Genomic DNA, 18,968 nt, shown 5'->3' on the forward strand with positions numbered 1-18,968 from the left:
GCCGCGGCGGACGCTACGTCAGCTGCCGGCGCACCAGTTCGTGCAGCCGGCCCGTGGTGTCGGCGAGCAGTTCCGCCGGCGCGCCGTGCTGGACGACCTTGCCGTCCTCCATCACGATCACCCGGTCGGCGTCCAGGACCGTCGACAGCCGGTGCGCGATGACGACCCGGGTGGCGTTCAGCTTGCGGGTGCTGTCGATGACGATGCGCTGGGTGTCGTTGTCCAGGGCGCTGGTGGCCTCGTCGAAGAAGAGGATCCGCGGACGCCGGATCAGGGCCTGGGCGATCATCAGGCGCTGGCGCTGACCGCCGGAGATCGCGCCGTTCCCGGCCACGATCGTGTGCAGGCCCATCGGCATCCGCTTGATGTCCTCCGCGAGCCCCGCCATCTCGGCCGCCGCCATCGCCTCCTCCGGCGTGTACGGCTCGGTGCCGCAGATGACGTCCAGGATGGAGCCGGTGAAGGGCTGCGCGTGCTGGAGCACCACCCCGCACTGGCGGCGCACCGCCGACTGGTCGAGCGCCGCGAGGTCCTGGCCGTCGTACAGGACGCTGCCGGAGACCGGCTTGTCGAAGCCGATGAGGAGCCGCAGCAGCGTGGACTTGCCGCAGCCGCTCGGGCCGACGACCGCCACGAACTCACCCGGCCGGACGGCGAACGACACGTCATCAAGGACGAGGGGGCCGTCGTCGGCGTAGCGGAAGGACAGCCTGCGGGCCTCGATCGCGCCCGACAGCGGGCCCGGCCGGGTGCTCGACGTCCGCACCTCGGGCGTCGCCTCGAAGACCGGCCTGATCTCCTCGAACAGCGGCAGCGCTGCCACCGCCGACACGAACGAGCCGGTCAGCTGGGTGACCGAGGTCAGCACCATCGTCACCGAGGTGTTGAAGGTCAGGAAGGCCGCCGCCGACATCGCGCCCTTCGCCGGGCCCGCCAGCAGCATGAACATCAGCAGCGTGCACACCGGCAGATAGATCCCGCCGAGCACCGTGGTGAGGTTCTTGATCCGGCCGACCTTCTGCTGCAGCTCCCGGCTGCGCGCGAACTCCCGTGCCCAGGCCGCGTAGGCGTAGTTCTCGGCCGCGGCCACCCGCAGCTTGGGCAGGCCGCGCAGGGTCTGGAAGGCCTGGTTGTTCAGCTTGTTGCCGAGCACCGTCAACTTCCGCTGCCAGCGCACCTGCCACAGCCCGAGCCCCAGGAACACGGCCGCGATCACGACGAGCATGCCGATCGCCGCCATGGCCATCGACGCGCTGTACCAGAACAGCAGGCCCAGGTTCATCGCGCCGACCGTCACCGACTGCGCGACCACCGGGCCGACGCCCGCCAGCAGCCGGCGCATCGCGCTGATGCCCATGGCGGCACTGGCGAGTTCACCGGTGGAGCGCTGGGTGAAGAACCGGGTGGGCAGGCGCAGCAGCCTGTCCCAGACGGCAGGCTGGAGCGCGGCCTCGATCCGGCCCTCCAGACGCAGGATGGACAGGTTCTCCAGCAGCGTGAACGCCGCCGCGACCACCCCGCTCACCATGACGGCCAGGCACACCTGGACGATCAGGCCCTCCTGCGCCCGCGGCACGAACTCGCCGAGCACCTTGCCCGTCGCGACCGGCACCAGCGCGCCGATCGCCACCGTGACCAGGCCCGCCAGCAGCAGGCTCAGCAGATCGCCCCGGGTGCCCTGCAGGCTGAACCGCAGCAGACCGAACGGCGAGAGCGCCTTGTCGGGCAGCGGTCGGTAGAACATCACCGCGCGCGGCTCGAACTCCTCCGCGTTCGCCTTCTCGATCGGTGTCTCGCGTCCGGTGCCGGGGTGTACGGCGACATAGCCGCCGCGCCGCCACAGCAGCGCGACCGGCGCCCCGGACAGCGCCCGGTGCCCGACCAGCGGGCCCACGTTCTCCCGCCACCAGCGTCCCCGCAGCCGTACGGCCCGGGCGCGTACCCGGGAGGCGAGCGCCACCCGTTCGACGGGGTCGAGGCGTTCGCTCTCGGTGCCGCTCTGCGCGGGCTCGGCGAGCGTGATTCCGGCCGCCTCGGCGACCAGCTTGCAGGCGGCGTATCCGGCGTCGGCGTCGGCGGCCGTCGTGCGACGGGCCGAGCGCTTGCCGATGGACGCCAGCAGCGTCTGGTCGGCCTGGGCGCGGACCTCCTCACCGGCCTTGATCCCGGCGGCCGCACGGGTCTCGTGGGTGCGCTCCAGCTGCTCGATCCAGCGGTCCAGCGCGGTCAGCAGCCGGTACTGCTGGTCGACCATGGACTGCCACAGCGCAGGGTCCATCAGCAGGTCGGCCGCGGCCTCCGCGCCGTACAGCGAGCCGTACTGGACGCTGCCCGGCGGCACCTGCATCCAGAACACGTCGTCGTCGGTCGGCGCCTGGGACCGCTCCTCGGCCATCGGGGCCTGGAACAGGACGGACAGACCGCGGCCGACGCCGAGCGCGACCGCGTACTCCAGCGGGCTGGTGGCGGGCGGCACGTACTGGGGGTTGCCGTACTCGTCGTACGACCACGTCTGGGTGTTGGCGGGCTGGTACAGCTCGCGCAGGTTGATGCGGTGCACCACGCAGTCCCGGACCGGGCGGGCCACCAGGGTGTGCTGGGGCCCGGCGACCGGGCCGAGCAGCAGCGCGCCCGCCTCCAGCCGGCCCAGGTGGTGCCAGTGCCCCTGCTGCACGGCGTCCACCGCGAACAGGTCCAGGGCGCCGGCCGCGACCAGCCACAGCACCTGCGGTCCCTCGAGGTCGAGGCGGTTGTGGCCGGCGCAGTCGAGGCGTGTGCCCATGGCCCCCAGCGCACCGAGCACGAGGTCGCCTTCGTGTCCCTCCTGAACGGTCGTCATCTCATCGCTCCCTGACCAGCGCGGCGTACGCGCCGCCGCGCGCCACCAGCTCCTCGTGCCGGCCGCGCTCGACGACCGTGCCGTGCTGCAGCACGACGATCTCGTCGCTGTCCCGGACGGTGCTCAGCCGGTGGGCGATCACCACGCAGGCGCAGCCACGCCGGCGCAGGTTGTCCATCACGACCAGCTCGGTCTCCGCGTCCAGCGCGCTGGTCACCTCGTCCAGCACCAGGATGCTCGGCCGGCGCACCAACGCCCGCGCGATCTCCAGGCGCTGACGCTGACCGCCGGAGAAGTTGTGGCCGTCCTGCTCCACCTTGCTGTGGATGCCGCCCGGCCGGCGCATCACGACGTCGTACAGGGCCGCGTCCTTCAGCGCCTCCACCACGGCCTCGTCCGGGATCGACGGATCCCACAGCGCCACGTTGTCGCGGACCGATCCCTCGAAGAGGAACACGTCCTGGTCGACGAAGGAGACGGAGGCGGCGAGCGCGCCGCGTGGAATGTCCTCGAGACGGCGGCCGTCGACACGGATCACCCCGTCCCAGGGCGCGTACAGGCCCGAGATCAGCCGGGACACCGTCGACTTGCCGCTGCCCGAGCCGCCGACCAGGGCCACCTGCTGACCGGGCCCCACGGTCAGGTCGAAGCCGCTGAGCAGCGGCTTGTCCAGCGGGCTGTAGCCGAAGGTGACGTTCTCCAGCTCGACGTGCCCGTGCAGCCGGCGCGTGGAGTCGGCGCCACCGGGACGGGCGTAGAGCGGGTCGGCCTGGAAGTTCTCCACGTCCTTCAGCCGGGCCACGTCGGCCGCGAAGTCCTGGATGCGGCCCGCCACGCCGTTGAGCCGGGTCAGCGGCGCGGTGAAACGGGTGACCAGCGCCTGGAAGGCGACCAGCAGACCCACCGAGATGTGGCCCTCGACCGCGCGCAGGCCGCCGATCCACAGGATCAGCGCGCTGTTGAACGTGGCGAGCGTCGGCGCGACCACCCCGAGCCAGGCGCTCGGCACCCCGAGCCGCTGCTGCTCCTCCAGGGTGGTGGCGTGCTGCCCGGCCCACTTGCGGAAGTAGCCGTCCTCGCCGCCGGTCGCCTTCATCGTCTCGATCAGCTGAAGGCCCGTGTACGAGGTGTTGGTGAGCCGTGCGGTGTCCGCGCGCAGCTTCGCCGTGCGCGTCGCGCGCAGCCGTACGACCAGCCGCATGGCGACCACGTTGAGCAGGGCCACGCCGATGCCGACATACGTCAGCTGCGGGTCGTAGGTGTAGAGGAGGACGGCGTACAGCACCACGACGATCGCGTCCACGCCGGCCGCCGCGAGATCCCGGGCCAGGGTCTCGGCGACCTGGTCGTTGGACTGCAGCCGCTGCACCAGGTCGGCGGGGGAGCGCTGGGCGAAGAACGTCACCGGCAGCCGCAGCAGATGGCGCAGGAAGCGGGCGCTGGAGAGGGTGGAGGAGATGATCCGGCCGTGCAGCAGGTTGGACTGCTGGAGCCAGGTGAGCACGAGCGTGAGCAGGACGCAGGTGGCCATCGAGGCGAACAGCACGCCCAGCAGGGAGGTCCGGCCGCCGATGAGGAACGTGTCGATGTACGTGCGGCTGAGCGCGGGCACGGCGGCGCCGACCGCGACCAGCAGCAGGCTCGCCAGGACGGCGGCGGGCAGGGTGCCGGCGGTGCCGCGCAGCCGGGCCGGCATGGCGCCGAGCACACCGGGCCGGCGTCCGCCCCTGGTGAAGCCGTCTCCCGGTTCCATCACCAGCACCACACCGGTGAAGCTGCCGTCGAACTCCTCCATGGGCACGAACCTGCGGCCCTTGGCGGGGTCGTTGATGAAGACGCCCCGCCGGCCGAAGCGGCGGCCCATGCCGTCGAAGACGACGTAGTGGTTGAACTCCCAGAACAGGACGGCCGGTGACCGCACCTCGGCGAGGGCGGCCAGGTCCATCTGCATGCCCTTGGCGGTCAGGCCGTAACTGCGGGCGGCCTTGAGCAGGTTGGAGGCGCGCGAGCCGTCGCGGGAGACACCGCAGGCGATGCGCAGCTCCTCCAGCGGGACGTGCCGGCCGTAGTGGCCGAGGATCATGGCGAGGGAGGCGGCGCCGCACTCGACGGCCTCCATCTGGAGCACGGTGGGCGTACGGACCGTGCCGCCACGGGCTTTGGGAACCGGCCGCTTGGCCGGGGCGGCGCGTCTGCGGCCGCGTTCCTGCGTGGTGGTCACGGGAGCAGCCAATCGACGGGGCGCTGGTCGGCCAGCTTGATGGAACCGGAGGCGAGCGTCATGGAGTCGAGCCGGAACGGCGGCCCGTCGGTGGTGGACCACCGGTAGCCGCTCTTGGAGGTCGTCGACCTGTCGAGGGTGACCAGGACGGCCACCGGGCGGCCCTTGCTCGTGAACTGCCGGCCGAGCTGGCTGTCGCCGAGGAACGCGGAGATGGACTGGTCGGACTGGGCGGTGCGGTCCACCGACTTCACCCGCCCGCGCAGCACGCCGTACGTCTGGGTCGGCACCGAGGACACGGTGAGGTCGACCGAGGCGTGTGCCGGGATGGCGGCGGCGTTCTCGGCGGGGACGTACACGGTCGCGTACAGCGGGTCGGAGGCGTGGGCGATCTTCTCCACGGCGGCGACGTCGGTGCCGGTCTGGATGATCTGCCCGATGGTGGCGGCGAGCGTGGTGACGCGGCCCGCGGCGACGGTGCGGACCACCGAATCGCCCTGGGACGTACGGACCTTGAGGACCGGCGCGCCGGCGGGCAGTCGCTCGCCCTGCTGGGCCAGGACGGCCGTCACCTGGCCGGACACCGGGCTCTGCAGCAGATAACTGCCCTGCCCATGGGTGAGGATGGCCGGTGCGCTCACCGTGGAGTCGACGGAACCGGTCACCGCCCAGACGGAGGCCGCCGCCATGACGACGACGGTGACGCCCAGGGCGAGCCAGCCCTGGGGGCGGGCGAGCCGTACGGGAAGGTCAAGCTCTTCCGGCGACTGGAGCTTGGCGAGGGCCTGTTGGCGGAACTGCACGGAACTTCCCTCACCTGTGGGAGAGACGCTGGTGTTTCAGGGCATCCGAGAGTCCCGGAGCCGAGCGACGGCTCCGGGACCTTCGTTGCGACGAGGTGCGATCAGAGACCGGCGACCAGGTCGGTGACCGGCTGGACGTTCAGGCCGGTGACACCCTCGACGGTGCCGATCGCGGTGTTGGCCAGGCCGGAAACCGGGGCGACGCCGTTGACGGCACCGGTCACGGTGTTGAGGGCGTTCACGGACAGACCGCCGGAGACGTTGTCCAGCTCGGCGTCCGAGATCTCGACGGTCTCAACCTGGGGGGTGGAGTTCATGATGGAACTTCCCTTCCTAATGGATATTTCACAAGGGGGGAGCGGCCCCCTCTGGGGACAGACGGACGGCCGCGACCGCGGGCGGCGGGCCCCCGTCTCCGGGAGCCCGCCGCGACCCCGCGGTGCGATGGATCAAAGCACGCAGGCGGGGCGGGCTTCCAATCAACCAGGGCTCTCACCAGGGCACTTGGGTGACGAAGGGGTTCATCCGTGCAGGTGTGCGCACGCCCTGTCGGCGACTCCTTCACAAGTGCCACCGCATCGACATGTGCGGCCCCTTGCCCGCAGTGCGGCGAATCCGGCACTCCGTACCAAAGGAGCGCCGGGGGGCGCGCGGATGTGCAGATCCCTGGCTGACGGTGACTTGGTTGAGTATTCAATGTGCAGATTCCCTGAAGCAGGGATTCCGCATCACGCTTGGAACGGACCGTTACTGATCGGTAGCGGACCGTGTCAGCCCAGAATCGCGTACACGGTGCTCGCCCGGGCCGCCAGCGCCCCCGACCCGGCGTCGCTCAGGGTGATGTCCGCGAACGCCATACGACGGCCCAGCTTCGTCAGGACCGCTTCGATCCGGACATCCGCACCGGTCACCGCCCGCTGGAACGACGTCGACTGCTGAACCGTCGTCATCGGTACGAAGCCGCCGCGCGCGGCAGAGACCGCGATCACCGTCGCCGTGTCGGCGGCCGCCATCAGCGCCTGCCCCGACAACCCGCCGCCCTCCCGCGCAAGTCGCTCGGACCAGGGCAGTCGCAGCACGGCCCGCTCCTCGCCCACCGCCTCGACGGTCAGCCCGAGATCGAGCACCCAGGGGGCGAAGCGGGCGGAGAGGATCTTGTCGGCTTCGGCGGGGGTCATCGTCATAGGGGGGTTGTTCCCGGCCGCCCGCCGCGACACGCGGGACGTGGCCGATTCGCCCGGCCGGCACGGCCGTTGGGAAACGGAATTGAACACACCGCACGGCCGGTGCGTACGTACGGCCATCCAGGCGCCCCGAAACGAACTGCCCACAAGCGGCAGACCCCCGTCCCCAGGAGGTCGAGAAGTTTGAGTCACAAGCGAATGCCCAAGCGCAAGGCCGCGATAGCGGTGGGCGGTGTCGCGGCGCTCGGAGCGGCGGCCCTCCTGCTGCCCAACGCCAACGCCTCGCAGGACAAGGGCGGCGACGACACGGCGTCGGGTGCCACCGGCTCCGCGAAGACCCTGAAGGCCACACAGGCCTCGGACCTCGCCGCCCAGCTGCAGAAGATCCTCGGTGACGCCTTCGCCGGGTCCTACTACGACAGCGGCAAGCAGAAGCTGGTCGTCAACGTGGTCAGCGGCGACAACAACGTGATCGTCCAGGCCAAGAAGGCGGGCGCGATCGTCCGCCAGGTGAAGAACAGCACCGGTGATCTCAAGGCCGCCGCCGGCACGTTGAAGACCAAGGCGACGATCCCCGGCACCTCCTGGGCCGTGGACCCGCGCACCAACAAGATCCAGGTCACCGCCGACTCCACGGTGACCGGCGCCAAGTGGAACAGACTGCAGTCGACGGTGCAGAGCCTCGGCTCCGGCATGGCGACCCTGAAGAAGTCCGCCGGCGCCTTCAAGACCTTCGTCTCCGGCGGCGACGCCATCTTCTCCCAGGTACAGGGCGGGGGCGTCCGCTGCTCCCTCGGTTTCAACGTCACCGCGGCCGACGGCAGCCCCGCCTTCCTGACGGCCGGTCACTGCGGGGTCGCCGCCAAGGACTGGTCCGACTCGCAGAACGGGCAGCCCATCGCCACCGTGGACCAGGCCAAGTTCCCCGGCAACGACTTCTCGCTCGTCAAGTACAACGACGCCACCACACAGGCGCCCAGCGAGGTCAACACCGGCAACGGCCAGACCGTGAACATCACCCAGGCCGCCGACGCCACCGTCGGCGAGACCGTGTTCCGGATGGGCTCCACCACCGGACTGCACGACGGCCAGGTCACGGGGCTCGACGCCACCGTGAACTTCGCGAGCGAGACCGTCCCGGGCGGCACCGACACCGTCAACGGTCTCATCCAGACCAACGTCTGCGCCGAACCCGGCGACAGCGGCGGCTCCCTGTTCACCCAGGACGGCGGTGCCGTCGGCCTCACCTCCGGCGGCAGCGGCGACTGCACCAGCGGCGGCGAGACCTTCTTCCAGCCGGTCACCGCCGCCCTGCAGGCCACCGGCGCGACCCTCGGCAACGGCGGCGGCAACGCCGGCAACGGCGCGGGCGACCAGTCGGGCTCCGCCGCCCCGTCGGCCTCCGCGGGCGACCAGTCCGGCGCCGGTGACCAGTCCGGCGCGGGCGGCGACCAGATCGGCGGCTCCGCCGCCCCGTCCGCCTCGGCCGGCGACCAGTCCGGGGACGGTTCCGGCTCCGCGGACCCGTCCGGCAGCGGGAGCGACCAGTCCGGCGCCGCCTCCGCGAACGACGGATCGTCCCTGACCAGCACGCGGTAGCGCTCCGCCGGGAGGGCCGTGACCGGCGCCGGTCTTCGTCCGCGGCGCCGTCGCGGCCGGTCGTGCCCACGCGGCGGAGCCGCGGAGCACCCACGCCCCGTGCCCGCCCGCTGCCCTTGAGGGTGCTGCCTCCACCCCCGTCTCCCCCCGGCCTCACCCGCGGTTCCGGCCGGCGGGGAACGGTCCGGCCCTCCGGCGGGAGGGCCGGACCTCTCGCCCGGGCGGCCGGTCACCGGTCAGGCGTCGTCGCGCGCAGCAGCATGACCGCCACGTCGTCCACCCGCTGCCGTGCCGCCGCGCTCTGCAGGACGAGCTCGTCCGCGAGCTTCTCCAGCGGCTGGTCGCCGATCTCCGACAGCAGCGCCCCCACGCCGACCAGCGCGTCCTCGATGTCGCTGCCGGGCGCCTCCACCAGACCGTCGGTGTACAGGACGAGCACCGAGCCGGGAACGAGGGACACCTCGGTCGTCGGGTACACCGCGGCCGCGTCGATCCCGAGCAGCGGGCCGCCGGCCAGGTCCAGCACCCGCACCCGCCCGTCCGGCCGTCTCAGCAGCGGCGGCGGATGCCCCGCCCGCGCCATGACCGCCCGCCCGCGCGCCGGGTCCAGCCGCAGATACAGACAGCTGGCGAACAGGTCGGTGCCGAGATCGATCAGCAGCCGGTTGGTGCTGCTCATGACCTCGTGCGGCGCCTGCCCGACGGTGCTGTACGCCCGTACCGCCGTGCGGATCTGGCCCATCAGGCCGGCCGCGGTCACATTGTGTCCCTGCACATCCCCGATCACCGCCGCCGTCAGCGGCAGCGTCGGCACCAGGTCGTAGAAGTCGCCGCCGATGTCCATCCCGTGGGTGGCCGGCAGATAGCGGGCGGCCGCCTCGATGCCCGGCGGCGGGGCCAGCGAGTTCGGGAGCAGGGCCTGCTGGAGCCCGTGCGCGAGCCGGTGCTTGGCGTCGTAGAGCAGGGCCCGTTCCAGCGCCTGCGCGATCAGCCCGCCGAGGGACGTCAGTACGGCCCGCTCGTCGGCCGGGAAGACGTGCGGCTCGGCGTAGGCCAGTACACAGGTGCCCACCGGCCGCCCGGACGCGATCAGCGGCAGATAGGCCCAGGCCGCGAAGCCGTCCGGGCTCTTGTACCGGCTCGGATACAGCCGTTCCAGCTGCTCCCGGGAGTCGAAGAACGCCGGGACCCCGCTGTTGAGCACATGGGTGCCGGGAGTCCGCTCCATCAGCGGCAGCCCGTGGAACCGCTCCACGATGTAGGCCTCCGAATAGCCCCGATGCCCCAGCACGTGCAGCCGTCCGCCCTGGGAGCCGAGGATCACCATCGCCCGGCTGCCGACCGCGGGGGCCACCTCGTCCCAGACCAGCTGCACCACGTCCTGCACCCCGACCGCCTCGGTCAGCGCGCCGGCGAAGCTCAGCACCTGGGAGATGGTCACCAGCCGCGCCGGGGACGGGTCCGCCTGCGGCGCCGGGCCCGCGATCGCCGCCACCGCCCGCGCCCGGCCGATCCGCAGGGTCAGACCGGTCGTGCTCGGATACATCCGGAACGACAGCCACTCGCCCGGCGGCCGCAGCGCCACGAACGACGTCACCTCCTGGCTGAGCAGGGCACCCCGGTAACGGTCCTCGTACGTCGGGTCGTTCAGCCAGGACACCGACATCCAGGGCAGCGTGCCGAGCAGTTGGTCGGCCGGTCGGCCGAGCAACTCGGCGGCGGCCGCGTTGACGAACCCGATCCGGCCGTGCAGATCAAGCGACACCAGCCCGTACGGCAGCCGGGACACCATCCGCGCCGCTTCCACCGAGCCCGGTGTGTCCGCCGTCGCCGTCACCGCCGTGGCCACCACCTCGGTCTCCTGGATGATCGGCAGGTTCTCCCGCTCGGCCCGCTCCAGCCGCAGCGCCAGCCGGTCGCAGGCCGCCCACAGATGGTCGCGCTCCATGGCGGACAGCTCCGCCGGATGCGCACCGGGCCAGGTCACGAACACCGCGCCGTACACCCGCTCCGCCGTCGCCACGGGTAGCGCGGCCAGCGCGAACGGATACGGCAGCACCACGGCGATGCGCGGATAGCTGCGGGCCATCTCCTCCTCGCCGCCCACCCACACCAGTCGCCGCTCGCGCACCGCGTCGGCCACCGGGATCGGCGCGCTCAGCCCGACCCGTTCCCACGGCGCCGCGAACGCCCGGGGCATGCCCGCGTGCACCGTCATCTCCAGGACCGGCTCCTCGGGCCGGAGCAGATACACCGCTCCGGAGTGCGCGTGCACCTCCTGCATCATCGAGACCAGCGCGAGCGACAGCGCCGGCTGGGCGGCCGTCGTCGCGTCGGCCCCCGGTGCCGGTCCCGGCCCGTCGGACACGACTCCCACCTCCTTGGCCCGGGCGCGTCGCGCATCCTGGGGACAAGATTCCCTCGCGGGGGCGCGTGGCGCACGGCGAGCACCCCGGGCGTGGGCCGGGACGTCCTCGCGGAACCCCGTCGGATACCCCTTCCGCCCGTACCCATGCCCAGGCAGCTGAAGCGCGGGCGGCGTACGGGCGCCTCGCGTGCGCCCCCGCGCACCCTGATGGCCGGATCTCCGCGCCCGCGAACGGTACCTGCACCCAAGAATGGGCACGCGCTCTCCGTGTCCGGGCCGCGGCGGAGCGTGGCGGACCGCGAGGGCACGAGGGCGTGGGACGCGATGGCACGGGCGGCGGCGAAAAGCGGGCGTGGGACGACGATCCGAGGGGGCGGACTGGTGATCCGGGTGCTTCTGGTGCACGACGCGTGTCTGGTGCGATCGGTCCTGGCGGAGTGGCTGCGGCGGGAACCCGGGCTGGACGTGGACGACACGCCGTGGCGGGGCGCCGGCGCGCGGGTACGGTCCTTATGCCCCGACGTGTGCGCGGCGGACCTCGACTGTGCCGACGGCCACGAGGTGCCGCCGCTCGGCGACCTGTGTCCGCCCGGTACCGGCGGCAGGCCACCAGCGCTCGTGGTACTGGCCCAGGCCAACCGGCCGGGCCTGCTGAAACGGGCCGCCGACGCGGGGGCCCTGGGCTTCGTCGACAAGGCGGGCTCACCGGACCGGCTGGTGCGCGCCATCCGGTCCGTCGCGGAGAGGGAACGTTTCGTCGATGCCTCCCTGGGCTTCGGGTTCCTCAAGGCCTCCCAGATGCCGCTGACCAGACGCGAGCTGAGCGTGCTGTCCCTGGCGGCCGCCGGCGCGTCCATCGCGGAGATCGCCGGCAGTCTGCACCTGTCCCACGGGACGGTCCGCAACTACATGGCGGCGATCACCCGCAAGACCGGCGCGCGGAACCGGATCGACGCCATCCGTATATCGCGCGGGGAGGGGTGGGTGTGAGGGCCGGCGTGCCTAGGTGTGCGGTCCCGGCGCACTCACCTGTGCAAGCACCGAGCACGCGTGTCACCGACGTGCCGGGACCGCACACCTAGGCCGGTGGCGCGGGACGGGTCGTCCAGCCGGCGGTGAGATCCCGGTACAGGGCCGAGGTGCGCAGCAGCTCGGCGTGGGTGCCGCAGGCGGTGCGCGCGCCGTCCATGACGAGGATCCGGTCGGCGCGGCGCGCGGAGCTGATCCGGTGGGCGACGACGATCAGCGTGCCGCCCGGCCGCGCCGCGAAGGCCCGCTCGGCCCGCGCCTCGGCCGCCGGATCGAGATGGCAGGTCGCCTCGTCCAGCAGGGCCAGCGGGGCGGGGGAGAGAAAGGCGCGGGTCAGCGCGATGAGCTGCCGCTCGCCTGCCGAGAGCTCCGCTGGTTCGACGGGGGCGTGGGGTCCGCCCAGTGTTCTCAGCAGGGGGGTCAGACCGACCGCGTGGGCCGCGGCCAGGAGTTCGGACTCGGGCACCGCGTCGGAGCGGTGGAGGGCCAGGTTCTCCGCGAGCGTGCCGGTGTGGACATAGGCCTCCTGCGGGATGAGGACGGTGGCGGAGGCCCGAATGGTGCCGTGCTGCGGGGTCAGGAGGCCGGCGATCAGGGAGGTGAGCGTCGACTTGCCGATTCCGCTGGGGCCCACTACGGCCAGGTGGGCGCCGGTGGGGAGGGTGAGGTCGAGGTCGTTCAGTACGGGTTCGCTCGCGGGGCCGTAGGCGAAGGTGAGGGAGGCCAGGGAGAGAGCGGTGTTCTGTGTGCCCGAGGAAGGGCGGAGCGCGGTCGTCGCGCGGGTGCGGGCGGTGCGTGGCTGGGCGCGACCCGCGGCCGAGCCGCCGGTGAATGCGGACCCGCGCCCCTCGGCCGGCCGCGCCTGCCGGGATTCGGAGGCGAGCCGGGTCAACCGACGTAGGACGACGGTCAGGCGAGAACCGCTCGTGCCCAGCCCGTGGACCAGGTTCTGCAGGGCCGGGAGCAGGGACTGGGTGACGTAGGCGAGGGCGCCGACCAGAGCGCCCGGCGTGACGCCGTGGCCGACCAGCCAGGGGGCGGTCACCAGCAGCAGGACCGCCGGAAGTTCGCCGCCCACCGCCGACGCGGCCACACGCACCGCGCCCCAGTGGGCCAGGGCGCGGGCGGTCCGCAGTTCCGCGTCGATGCGCTCGCCGATGGCGCCGGCGACACTCTCCTCGGCACCGGCCGCCGTGACGTCCCGCAGCCCGGGGCAGACCGCGCCCAGCTGCCCGGCCAGCTCCTCGTCGGCGGCGAGGAACGCCTCCTGACGGCGGGCCAGCGGCTTGAGCGTCGCGGCGAACAGGGCCACCCCGGCGAGCAGCGGGGGCAGGACGACCGCCAGCAGCAGCGGATCCAGCGAGAACAGGCCGATCAGCGCACCGGCGGCGGTGAACAGGAACGAACGGGACACCATCACCACACCGGCGAGGGCGTCCCGGGCGATCTCCACCTGCTGGGTCAGCCCGGACAGCGCTCCCGCGTCCGCCTCCCGCACGCCGCGCGCGACCACCTGCCTCACCAGCCGGTCCCGGGCCGGCTCGACCAGCGCGGCGACCACGCCGTACACCCGCCCGGTCCCGTACGCCCCGGCACCCACGGCGACTCCCGCGGCACCCAGCCACAGCAGGCCCGCACGCACGTGCCCGGCCAGAAAGCCGGCGTCGAGCGCCCGCGCGAGCGCGTATCCGACGACAAAGGTCTGTCCCGCCTCCAGCAGGGACCAGGCGCCGAGCCGGAGCAGCACGCGCCATCGCGCCCGCAGGAAGCGGTACGCGCGTGTGCGCGCACCCGCGGCGGCCGGCCCCGCGGCCCTCACCCCGGAACCGCGTCCGCCCCCGTGTGTGTCCGTCAACTCCGGCTCCTCTCGGGCCTGCTGTGCCGTGCCGCGGGCGTCCACCGGCCGTGCCTCCACTCCGGCGGCCGTGCGGGGCGGTCGTGCCCTGCCGTGTCGGTCCATCGGCCGCGGCTCCGTTCCGGCCGCCGTCCGCCCTGGGGCCGGCTCCCCTCATGGCCGTGGGCCGACCGGGCCCGTGCTCCGCCGCCGGGTACGGCGTGTCCGGTCACGCGCCGGCACGCCCCTCAGTCCCGCCCCTCGCTGTCGGCGCCCTCGGCTCCGCCGGCGATGCCCGCCGTCGGCTCCTTCCGGGGCTGGCCCACGACGGGGACGCGGCTGTGGAGTCCGTTCCCCGCTCCGACGTCCGGCCGCGTGTCCGCACCGCCGTCCTCCGCCGCCCCGTCCTCGCCCCCGAACACCGCCCGGTACCCCGCGTCCCGCCACAGCTCCCGGTGTGTCCCGATGGCCCGGATGCGGCCTGCGTCCAGCCAGGCGACCGTGTCCGCGCGCGCCGCCGTCGTCGCGCGATGGGCGATCAGCAGGCGTGTCCGGTGCGGGTCCGGGGCCAGCAGGGTCCGGGTGATGTGGTGTTCCGTGACCGTGTCGAGGCTGGACAGGGCGTCGTCGAGGATGAGCAGGCGGCCACCGTGGGCGAAGGCGCGGGCGAGGCCGAGACGTTGGGACTCGCCGCCGGAGCGGGGCGCGTCGGCGGTGCGGGTGGCGTAGCCGTCGGGAAGGCGCCGGACGAAGTCGTCGGCGTGGGCGTGGCCGGCGGCGCTGCGGACCGCGCCCGGCGTGGCGGCCGGGAGCCCGAAGGCGATCGTGTCCTCGATGGTCGGGCCCAGCAGGACGGGGCGCTCGAAGGCGTAGGCGACGGCGCGGCGCAACTCGGCACGGGCGAGGGCGCGCAGCGGGACGCCGTCGAGGACGACCTCGCCCGCGTCCGGATCGGCGAGCCGGCCGGCCACCTCGGCGAGCAGGGACTTGCCGGCGCCGGAGCGGCCTACGACCGCCAGGGTGGTGCCGCCCGGCACGGTCAGGTCGACCCCGTCCAGGACGGTTCGCCCGCCCCGGCGCACGGTCACCGCCCGCAGCTCCAGCCGCCCGTTGCCGGGCGGCAGGCCGTCGGCGCCGTGTGCGGGCACGGGCTCGGCCCGCACCTCCGCGAGCCGGCCGGTCGCCGCGCGGGCCCGGCCGAGCGCGGCCAGCTGTCCGACCAGCGCCCCGACGCCCGTGGCGAGCACCGCGTACCGGGAGGCGGCCAGCACCTCGCCCACCGACAGCCGGTGCCGGGCCAGCAGCAGCCCGGCCACCGCCAGCACGCCCAGGTTCAGCAGCGGAGCCACCGTGACGGCCTGGGCGGCGGCCCGCCCCTGCACCCGCCACATGCGGTGCCCGGCGCGCGCCAGTTCGGGCAGCGGCGCCAGGATCCGGGCCGTCTCGCGCTCCTCGGCGCCCGCGGCCCGGATCGTACGGAAACCGCCGACCGCCTCCGCCAGCGCGCCGGCGATCCGGCCCTGCACCCGCTGGTAGTCGGCCACGCATGCCGAGGTGTCCCGGGCGAAGGCGCGCAGCAGCAGGGCCAGGACCGGCGCCCCGGCGAGGAACACCGCCGCCAGCCACGGGTCGATGAGGCCGAGGGCGACCACACCCCCGACGGGGCCGGCGAGCGCGGCGAGCAGCGCCGCCAGCGCACCCGGCGCCGTCCCGGCCTGCGCGGCGTTCCCCACGAGCCGTGCCACCAGGTCCCCGGCGCCGAACCTGGCCGTCGCGCGCGGGCCCAGCGCCAGGACATGCCCGGTGAGATGCCGGCGCAGCCATGCGGTGGCCTGCGCGTCGACCGTTCCGGTCAGCACACCGGCACAGCCGTCCAGCAGGGCGATCAGCAGGACGACGCCGGCACACCGGCCCACCCAGCGGCCGGCCGCGGGAGCGTGGGCCAGCAGCAGGTCCAGGGTGTGGCCGAGCAGGGCGGGCAGCAGCAGTCCGGCCGCCGTCGCGGCCGTGCTCACCGCACCCAGCGCGGCGCAGCGGGCGGCGCCCTGGCGCAGCACCGCACGTGACACGGCCTGGGCCGCCGTCCGAGTGGCGCTGTCCGGGCGGGAGTTCATGGGCTGCGGCCTCGCTCGGGTGGGAGGGAACGGGAAGGCCCCGGACGGCCCCTCCACACGGGAGGACGCCGTCCGGAGCCGTGGACTCACCGGCCCGGTCAGAGACAGAGCAGAACGCTCGCCGCGGAGACACAGGAGAGCAGGCTCGCGGTGCTCGCGCCGGTGTGGGTGTGCTCCTCGGACTCGAGGGTCTGCAGGTCGAGCAGTGCCATGGCGTTGTCCTTTCCTGGTTGGGGACGGGGTTGTGCGTCACGGCTCCGTCGGTGCGCAGCCGCGTGTGTGGGCCGCCGGTGGCGGCGGAAGGAAGGGCAGGTGCGCGGTGCGCGCGCCGTCGCGGGCCGCGGCGAGCGCGAGCAGGCAGCCTGCCGTTCCGGTGGCGAGGTCCATCGAGAGGCGCATCATCTGGTGCCCGGGGAAAGCCAGTTGGCCCTGATAGGCCATCGCGAACCAGCCGAGCCCCGCGATCTGCTGCTCCAGCCGTTCCCGGCCCGCGCCGGGCGCGGAGGTGCGGGCGAGGTGCAGGATCATTCCGGCCCGGCCCTGGAAGAGGCCCGGCTGGGCGTAGAAGCGGGAGGTGGCGGCGGTCAGGATGCCCGCCCGGGCGCGCTCGAACTCGGCGCTGCCCGATTGCGCCACGTAGTCGTCCAGGACCAGTCCGATACCGGCGCTGCCGTCGCCGAGGTAGGGAAGCGTCCGCCAGCCCTCGTCCACCTCGAGACCACCGCCCGCCTCCTGGGTCACACAGCAGTCCAGGTCCCGGCGCAGCGCCTCGGCCGCCGCGGCCAGGTGACGGTCCTCGCCCGTCTCCTCGAACCGCCGCAGCAGGAACAGCGCGGGCCCGCTCGCCCCGCGCAGCAGCCCGGCGCGCCGGCGCGGGGTGTCCGGGACGGGTTCGGCGAGCCGTCGTGCGAGGATCTCGGCGGCCTCGGCGGCGTGTTGCCGCAGGGCGGACTCGCCCGTCGTCTGCGCGAGCCGGCCGAGGACCAGGCCGAGCCCCGCGAGTCCGCCGTGCAGATCGGAGGCGAGGCTGCGCCAGTTCTCCCGCAGAATGCCGTCCACCAGGTCCAACGCCCGCTGTCGGTGGCCCAGTTGATCGAGCACCAGGGCGACCCCCGCGAGGCCGTCGTAGAGGCCGAGCGGAGTGCCGGGCGGGGGCGGGGCGGTGCGGTCCAGCAGCCAGCGCTCGCCCTCGTCGTACCGGCCGGCCCCGGTGGCCTGAAGGGCGTACAGGACTCCGGCCGCGCCGTGCGCGAGACCGAGCCCGCCGCCGTCCGCGAACTGGGCGATGTCTCCGGGGAAGAGGCGGTCGTCGCGTTCCGGGGTGGCGGAGGCGAGGATCGCCTTCACCATCGAGTCCCGGCTGAAGGGCCAGTCGCCGGGCACCACCGGCGGCGCGGGCCGGCGCCGCCGGCCGCCCGCCGGGTCCCGGGTGATCTCCGTGACCGCCTCGTCCAGGAAGGCGCGCGGCACGTCCGGGAACTGCTCGGCGATCACCTCGGCCAGATGCGCCGCCTTGCCGCGGTCCACCACGAACAGCGTGGTCACCGGCAGGAACAGGGCGAGCCGCAGACAAGCGAGCGCATAGCGGTCGACGTCGGTGCCGCGGCGGTCCGGCGGGGCGAAGAAACCGGGATGGGCGACGGTCTGCCGGGCGTTCTCCTCGGCGGGCGCGGCGGCCTCGAAGTCGATCAGATGCACCGACTCCTCGTCCTCGGCCACCATGATGTTGAAGACGTGCAGGTCGTTGAAGACCAGACCGCGCGCGTGCACCGCCGCCACCGCCCGCTCCACCGCCGCGTTGATCCGCAGCGCCCACGCCGTGTACGCGGCGACCTCCGCCGGGTCGGGGTCGGGCGTGAGCAGGGGGTGCCGCTCGGCGAAGAACGAGTTGAGCGGGCGGCCCGCCAGGTGGTCCATCACCAGGAACCGGTGCTCGCCCAGCGTGAACCAGTCCCGTACCTCGGGCACCACACCGGTCCCGGCGACCCGCTCCAGCGCCGCCTTCTCCCGCTCCAGCCGGGCCACCGCGTCCGCGCCGTCGGCGGCCAGCCCCGCGTGCGGCCGTGCCTCCTTCAGCACCACCCGGCGCCCGTCGCGCGTGTCGGTGCCGGCGTACACGCCGCCGCCGTTGGAGAAGTGCAGTGCCTTCTCGATGCGGTACGGCAGCTCGCCGACCGTCGTGGTGTTGCGCGCCTCGAGGTGCGGCCGCAGGAACTCCGGCAGCGTCACCCACTCCGGCACCTGGAAGGACGGCTCCCGCCGGTCCGGCACCAGCCTGCCCGTGCCGTCCGCCACCGCCGGGACCAGCGAGCCCCGCTCGTCGACGACGTACCGGCGGGCGAAGGCGCCGTAGCGGACGTAGAGCGGGCCGTCGTGCCAGCGCAGGTCGGTGAGGATGTACGGCCCCTCGCACCCCTCCAGCAGCGCACCCAGCTCCCGCAGCGTCCGCCGCAGCTGCTCCTCGTCCGCCGGGTACACCGTGACGAACTTGCCGCTGGTGTCGCGTCCCGCGTACTTGGCGTTGCGCAGGTGCAGCAGGTGCGGGCCCGGCACGAACTTGAAGGGGATGCCGCGCGGCACGCAGTACTCCCACACGATTCCCGCGATCCGCTCGGCGTTGCCGGCGGTCGCCGAGGAGTGGATCTTCCAGCCCTGGGCCGGCGAAGGCAGCGGCGCGCCGTCCGCGCCGAGCGGGGTCAGCGTCAGCCAGTCCCCGGAGCGCGCCGCGCGCCATCCCTCCGGGACGGTGCGGCGCGCCGTCGGGAACAGGGGCGCGGCCTCACCGTCGGCTCCCGGCAGCCGGTCGGGCGTGTCGTAGAAGTGCCCGTCGGCGAGCGCGTACACCTCGTACCGCTTGTCCATGCGCCTCCTGCCCTCGTCGTGTGGCCGGAAGAGACACTCTCAGGAGCCGGACGGTGGCGGACAGTCACACCTGTCACGAGGTCACCATGCGGAACTCATGGGTCAAGATGTGTTC

12 protein-coding genes are annotated in these 18,968 nt (G+C 73.5%); 2 read left to right on the forward strand and 10 right to left on the reverse strand.

Features of this window, described 5'->3' with window-relative positions; translation table 11 throughout:
* Nucleotides 1–13 precede the first annotated feature (13 nt).
* From AB0L59_RS09365 to AB0L59_RS09385, 5 genes are all read right to left on the reverse strand, one after another.
* Complete coding sequence (locus AB0L59_RS09365; RefSeq protein ID WP_365581170.1) at nucleotides 14–2,839, reverse strand: NHLP bacteriocin export ABC transporter permease/ATPase subunit; 2,826 nt, start codon at nucleotides 2,837–2,839, stop codon at nucleotides 14–16.
* Between the two features lies 1 nt (nucleotide 2,840).
* The gene (locus tag AB0L59_RS09370) at nucleotides 2,841–5,060 is read right to left on the reverse strand and encodes an NHLP family bacteriocin export ABC transporter peptidase/permease/ATPase subunit (protein ID WP_365581172.1); all 2,220 of its coding nucleotides are present in this window, start codon (nucleotides 5,058–5,060) and stop codon (nucleotides 2,841–2,843) included.
* Nucleotides 5,057–5,863, reverse strand: coding sequence for an HlyD family efflux transporter periplasmic adaptor subunit (locus tag AB0L59_RS09375; protein ID WP_365581173.1), 807 nt, complete (start codon nucleotides 5,861–5,863; stop codon nucleotides 5,057–5,059). Before AB0L59_RS09375 ends, AB0L59_RS09370 begins: the two co-directional genes overlap by 4 nt.
* 101 nt (nucleotides 5,864–5,964) lie before the next feature.
* Entirely contained in the window at nucleotides 5,965–6,180 is a 216-nt protein-coding gene (locus AB0L59_RS09380; protein ID WP_365581175.1) for a type A2 lantipeptide, read from the reverse strand.
* Nucleotides 6,181–6,633: 453 nt separating this feature from the next.
* Nucleotides 6,634–7,047: a PaaI family thioesterase gene (locus tag AB0L59_RS09385; protein WP_365581177.1), complete on the reverse strand. Its 414-nt coding sequence runs from the start codon at nucleotides 7,045–7,047 to the stop codon at nucleotides 6,634–6,636.
* A gap of 198 nt (nucleotides 7,048–7,245) precedes the next feature.
* Here AB0L59_RS09385 and AB0L59_RS09390 point away from each other — a divergent pair, with 198 nt between their 5' ends.
* Nucleotides 7,246–8,646 carry a S1 family peptidase gene (locus tag AB0L59_RS09390; RefSeq protein WP_365581607.1) on the forward strand — a complete coding sequence of 467 codons (1,401 nt, stop codon included), beginning with the start codon at nucleotides 7,246–7,248 and terminating at the stop codon, nucleotides 8,644–8,646.
* A gap of 229 nt (nucleotides 8,647–8,875) precedes the next feature.
* Here the strand turns inward: AB0L59_RS09390 and AB0L59_RS09395 are convergent, their stop codons facing one another.
* Nucleotides 8,876–11,014 (reverse strand): SpoIIE family protein phosphatase, encoded by a 2,139-nt coding sequence (locus AB0L59_RS09395; RefSeq protein WP_365581178.1) that lies wholly within the window; start codon nucleotides 11,012–11,014, stop codon nucleotides 8,876–8,878.
* Between the two features lie 381 nt (nucleotides 11,015–11,395).
* Here AB0L59_RS09395 and AB0L59_RS09400 point away from each other — a divergent pair, with 381 nt between their 5' ends.
* Nucleotides 11,396–12,004 carry a response regulator transcription factor gene (locus tag AB0L59_RS09400; protein WP_365581180.1) on the forward strand — a complete coding sequence of 203 codons (609 nt, stop codon included), beginning with the start codon at nucleotides 11,396–11,398 and terminating at the stop codon, nucleotides 12,002–12,004.
* Nucleotides 12,005–12,092: 88 nt separating this feature from the next.
* Here the strand turns inward: AB0L59_RS09400 and AB0L59_RS09405 are convergent, their stop codons facing one another.
* From AB0L59_RS09405 to lanKC, 4 genes are all read right to left on the reverse strand, one after another.
* On the reverse strand, nucleotides 12,093–13,790 hold the full coding sequence (locus tag AB0L59_RS09405) for an ABC transporter ATP-binding protein (RefSeq protein ID WP_365581609.1): 1,698 nt from the start codon (nucleotides 13,788–13,790) through the stop codon (nucleotides 12,093–12,095).
* Nucleotides 13,791–14,125: 335 nt separating this feature from the next.
* Nucleotides 14,126–15,991, reverse strand: a complete 1,866-nt coding sequence (locus tag AB0L59_RS09410; RefSeq protein ID WP_365581182.1) for an ABC transporter ATP-binding protein — start codon at nucleotides 15,989–15,991, stop codon at nucleotides 14,126–14,128.
* A 98-nt stretch (nucleotides 15,992–16,089) separates the two neighbouring features.
* Entirely contained in the window at nucleotides 16,090–16,203 is a 114-nt protein-coding gene (locus tag AB0L59_RS09415) for a SapB/AmfS family lanthipeptide (protein ID WP_055704589.1), read from the reverse strand.
* A gap of 37 nt (nucleotides 16,204–16,240) precedes the next feature.
* On the reverse strand, nucleotides 16,241–18,853 hold the full coding sequence (lanKC, locus tag AB0L59_RS09420; RefSeq protein ID WP_365581184.1) for a class III lanthionine synthetase LanKC: 2,613 nt from the start codon (nucleotides 18,851–18,853) through the stop codon (nucleotides 16,241–16,243).
* Nucleotides 18,854–18,968: the final 115 nt, after the last annotated feature.

The sequence above is a fragment of the Streptomyces sp. NPDC052109 genome (assembly GCF_040680195.1).
In the GTDB taxonomy this organism is placed as follows: domain Bacteria; phylum Actinomycetota; class Actinomycetes; order Streptomycetales; family Streptomycetaceae; genus Streptomyces.

What these genes read in the sequence shown, in the direction of transcription:
- AB0L59_RS09410 (WP_365581182.1), bottom strand. Translation starts at nt 15,991, where the DNA reads ATGAACTCCCGCCCGGACAGCGCCACTCGGACGGCGGCCCAGGCCGTG.
- AB0L59_RS09390 (WP_365581607.1), top strand. Translation starts at nt 7,246, where the DNA reads ATGCCCAAGCGCAAGGCCGCGATAGCGGTGGGCGGTGTCGCGGCGCTC.
- AB0L59_RS09365 (WP_365581170.1), bottom strand. Translation starts at nt 2,839, where the DNA reads ATGACGACCGTTCAGGAGGGACACGAAGGCGACCTCGTGCTCGGTGCG.
- lanKC (WP_365581184.1), bottom strand. Translation starts at nt 18,853, where the DNA reads ATGGACAAGCGGTACGAGGTGTACGCGCTCGCCGACGGGCACTTCTAC.
- AB0L59_RS09380 (WP_365581175.1), bottom strand. Translation starts at nt 6,180, where the DNA reads ATGAACTCCACCCCCCAGGTTGAGACCGTCGAGATCTCGGACGCCGAG.
- AB0L59_RS09385 (WP_365581177.1), bottom strand. Translation starts at nt 7,047, where the DNA reads ATGACGATGACCCCCGCCGAAGCCGACAAGATCCTCTCCGCCCGCTTC.
- AB0L59_RS09415 (WP_055704589.1), bottom strand. Translation starts at nt 16,203, where the DNA reads ATGGCACTGCTCGACCTGCAGACCCTCGAGTCCGAGGAGCACACCCAC.